This window comes from Okeania sp. SIO2F4 (assembly GCF_010672385.1).
Taxonomy (GTDB): Bacteria; Cyanobacteriota; Cyanobacteriia; order Cyanobacteriales; family Microcoleaceae; genus Trichodesmium.
On the sequence record NZ_JAAHGT010000991.1, the window covers coordinates 1 to 3,485 of the forward strand.

General features: G+C 37.6%; 2 protein-coding genes. Both read right to left on the reverse strand.

The genetic code is table 11. The features are described 5' to 3' along the window. Positions 1–711: 711 nt before the first annotated feature. Complete coding sequence (locus F6K22_RS36100) at positions 712–1,629, reverse strand: NAD(+) kinase (RefSeq protein ID WP_293109442.1); 918 nt, start codon at positions 1,627–1,629, stop codon at positions 712–714. A gap of 575 nt (positions 1,630–2,204) precedes the next feature. After that, the gene (locus tag F6K22_RS36105) at positions 2,205–3,182 is read right to left on the reverse strand and encodes an SDR family oxidoreductase (protein ID WP_293109444.1); all 978 of its coding nucleotides are present in this window, start codon (positions 3,180–3,182) and stop codon (positions 2,205–2,207) included. Positions 3,183–3,485: the final 303 nt, after the last annotated feature.

Sequence of the window (3,485 nt, forward strand, 5' to 3'; positions counted from 1 at the left end):
TCTGAAAATTTGGTTAAAGAATGAGGGTTTTATTATTTAAACAAGTTGGATTGCCTAAGCTCCATATCATGTATGTGAGTACTTAAAAAAAATTCTGGACTTGATTTAATTCTCATTCCTAAATTACTTTAACTACTTCAAGGCAATATTTGAGGACAATCAGCTCTTATAGGCCAAGAGAAAGCAAAAGGCGATTAAGTAAAGCTAAAATCAAGACTATGAGCTGGACATTTTCCCTATCTTCCTAATCTCTGAATCAGTCTTAACCAAGAATGAAACAGCCCTACCTTTGAAAGCTATGCTTTATAAACATCTTTCTTAACATAAAACTTGACAAGTTCAGTCAGTTATGCTTAGGTCTTGAATCAGCTTTTTTCTGAGAAATAGTGTATTGAATTAGACATAAAGAAGTGAGAAATGCAGATAAGATTTTTACTCCCCCCTCTTCCCCCTCTTCCCCCTCTCCCCCTCTTCCCCCTCTCCCGACCCTCCCACAAGGTTTTCAGGAGTTCCTGATCGGGGATAGCTTTGAAAGGGGCGATTTTGTGTTATACTCAAAAAAGTGCAAAGGTATTCAACTTCCTTAAAAACTTAGTTATGGGTTTTTCCACACAAATGCTGGTGCATATAAAAACTCTAGGCATCAACTACACAGTATAAGAGAAACCAAGTTTTTTGCAGGTTTTGAACTGTACCGGAAAGTATATCAATTTAAGGCAGTTCCACAGAAGTTGGCTTGGCAATATGTGGTAGTCCCCATCCCAGTTTCTCCCGGAGAATGTGAAAAAACTCCGGTGGTTTGAGTCGAATAAAACGTGCTTTATACTGTGATTGTTTCACCCATACCTTATCCTCTGGAAGAACGTAACATCCTCCATTACCATCTACAACCATCATCAGACGATTTGGACTTGCTGGAAAAACAGTTACAGGTTCAGTATCAGCAAAAACCAAAGCGCGGGATGCAAGAGAATGGGGACAAATAGGTGAGAGCTGTAAAACTGAAACTCCTGGAGTCACAACAGGACCACCTGCGGATAAAGAATAAGCAGTAGAACCAGTGGGAGTAGAAATAATAATACCGTCAGCAGCAATATCTATAGGAGCGTGCCTACCAATTTTAATTTCAAAATGGCACATACAAGTCATCGGTTCCCGATGCAAAACCATTTCATTTAAACAAAGAGCTTCCCACAATAATTCATCATTTCGGAACAGACGTACTTCTAGCATAGTCCGTTCTTCTATTTCATAGTTTCCTGCTAGAATCTGTTCAATAGCTGGGTATAACTGATTGACAAAAGTTTCAGTCAAGAAACCCATATGACCTGTATTGACAGTTAGAAGTGGGATACTCGAAGGTGCTGCTTGCCGAAATGCAGATAAAACAGTACCATCTCCTCCTAAGACAATGGCAAATTTCATATCCTTTGTAAAACCAGAAGGAACTAGCTGGTCTATCGGAGTATGACATACAGGACGTTCTAAATTAGGAGAACCTAAAATTCCCTCCGCCCCAATGGTGACATGAACGTCATAGCCATCACCTTTTAGCTTGTCTTTTAATTCATTAGTTATGCGACAAGCTATGGGTTTAGCATCGTTATAAATTATTCCTATTTTTGACACTCGAAAAAATCTAGTTCAATCTAGTTCAGGGTGGTTATAGTTCATAAAAATATAGTCACATAAGACATATCCTTATTTTGCCAGTTTTACCCTGACTGGGTGAACTACAACACCCTCTATCCCATGGTCAAAGACATTTGGGACTGCTTTTTGTGTTCCTCTTTGCATGATTATCTCTCTGATTCAATTTCTGCTTGGTCAAACTGACAGATGCTTGGACGTAGGTTCTTATGTGTCTAGAGGTAGCGTGTCAGCCCAGGAATTTCACCCTATTGAACTCAGATCGCTGACTCTTGAGGCTATTTGATTTTCTATTATTACCGACAAAGTTAAATTATCTCAATGTTTGCCCAAATTTCTGGAGACAAAAGACTATATTTAACTATATATGACTATATTTCTGTTGAATGTTTATGATACCTTTCACGGAAGTCAAAAGTCAAAAGTCAAAAGTTAGATTTTATAGAATCAGAACTTTGACGCTCCATTAATTTCAGGAAATTATTTCAGATATTATAGTTTGTATTATTTGAAACTATTTGTGACATCCTTGATGTGGATTGGTGTTAGAAGCTTTAGAAGAAGAAAGGTTTATTTTTAGAGGTTGTTTTTCCTGATTTGGCTTGCTCGTATTCTATTTCCTTCAATTTTTTCATAATCCGACTATAGTATTCTTGTAGATAAGACTCTAGGGTGGTTATTTCTTCAGGATTAATGCCAAATACAGGATAAACATTATCCATTGAAGCTGTTAAAGGCTGACCACTGGCTAATACTTCTGCAAAAGCTAGCCTATCTGCCACATTCCAACCCCATTGAAATGACCTGGTAAATTGACGGAATATACGCAACAAGTTAATATTAGTGCGAGTTACTTTGGCCTTTTCGCCGGAAAGTCGTTCACACATCCGAATAATTTCATTGGCATCCCAAGCACGAGGTCCTACTACTGGAAAGCTTTTATTTTCTGTTTCGGGAACTGAAAGAGAGCGGACAGCAAATTTAGCAATATCTTGAGTATCCATATATGCAATAGCTGTTCCTTGACCAGGTACCCAGACTGCTTGCTTATCTAAAATTGGTACTGCATATTGACCTATTAATCCTTGCAGGAAGCCACAGGGTTTTAATATTGTGTATTTTAAGCCAGATTCAGCAATAAAAAGTTCTGTACATCGCTTAATTTCTAGAAGGGGAACTTGGGGATATTTTTCTGCATTTAAAAAGGAGAAAAATATGAAACGTTCTACACCTTGAGCTACTAGAGCTTGAATTAGTGAGACTTTTCCTTCCCAGTCTACTTGTTTAATACTCAGAGAGTCTGTTGGTCTGGAGGTTGCGGCATCTATTACTGCATCAACTCCTTCCAATGCTGGTATGAGAGTTTTAGGTTTACAGAGATTTCCTCCTATTAGTTCGGCTCCCCACTCTTTTAAGAAGGATGCTCTACTATAACTTCTGATTAAACAGCGTACTTCATAATTTTCATCTAGGGCGCGACGTACTATTTGTCTTCCAAGAGTACCAGTAGCACCTAAAATCAATAGTTTCATAAAAGTTTTGTTATTTATATTAAAGAGTCATTCATTACTTTAGCAAGTTTATCTCATTTTTTTACAAAACTTAATATTTTGAGTAATATTTACCTTTTTGACTTTTTGTAGTCTGGTGGGGTTGGTTGATGAATGGCAATTCATTTATTGAAGCACCCCGCCAGATGAGATGGATATTCATTAATTGATAATTGATAATGGCGAACTTGATAATTACAAGAAGGTTTTAACCGTTACACCAATTGAAGATCAGGAAATATTATTTCTTCTCTCTTGGGAGATTGGAGGCAAGCGTTTGCGCTT

Coding starts and splice junctions, on each gene's coding strand:
- F6K22_RS36105 (WP_293109444.1), bottom strand. CDS start 3,182: ATGAAACTATTGATTTTAGGTGCTACTGGTACTCTTGGAAGACAAATA.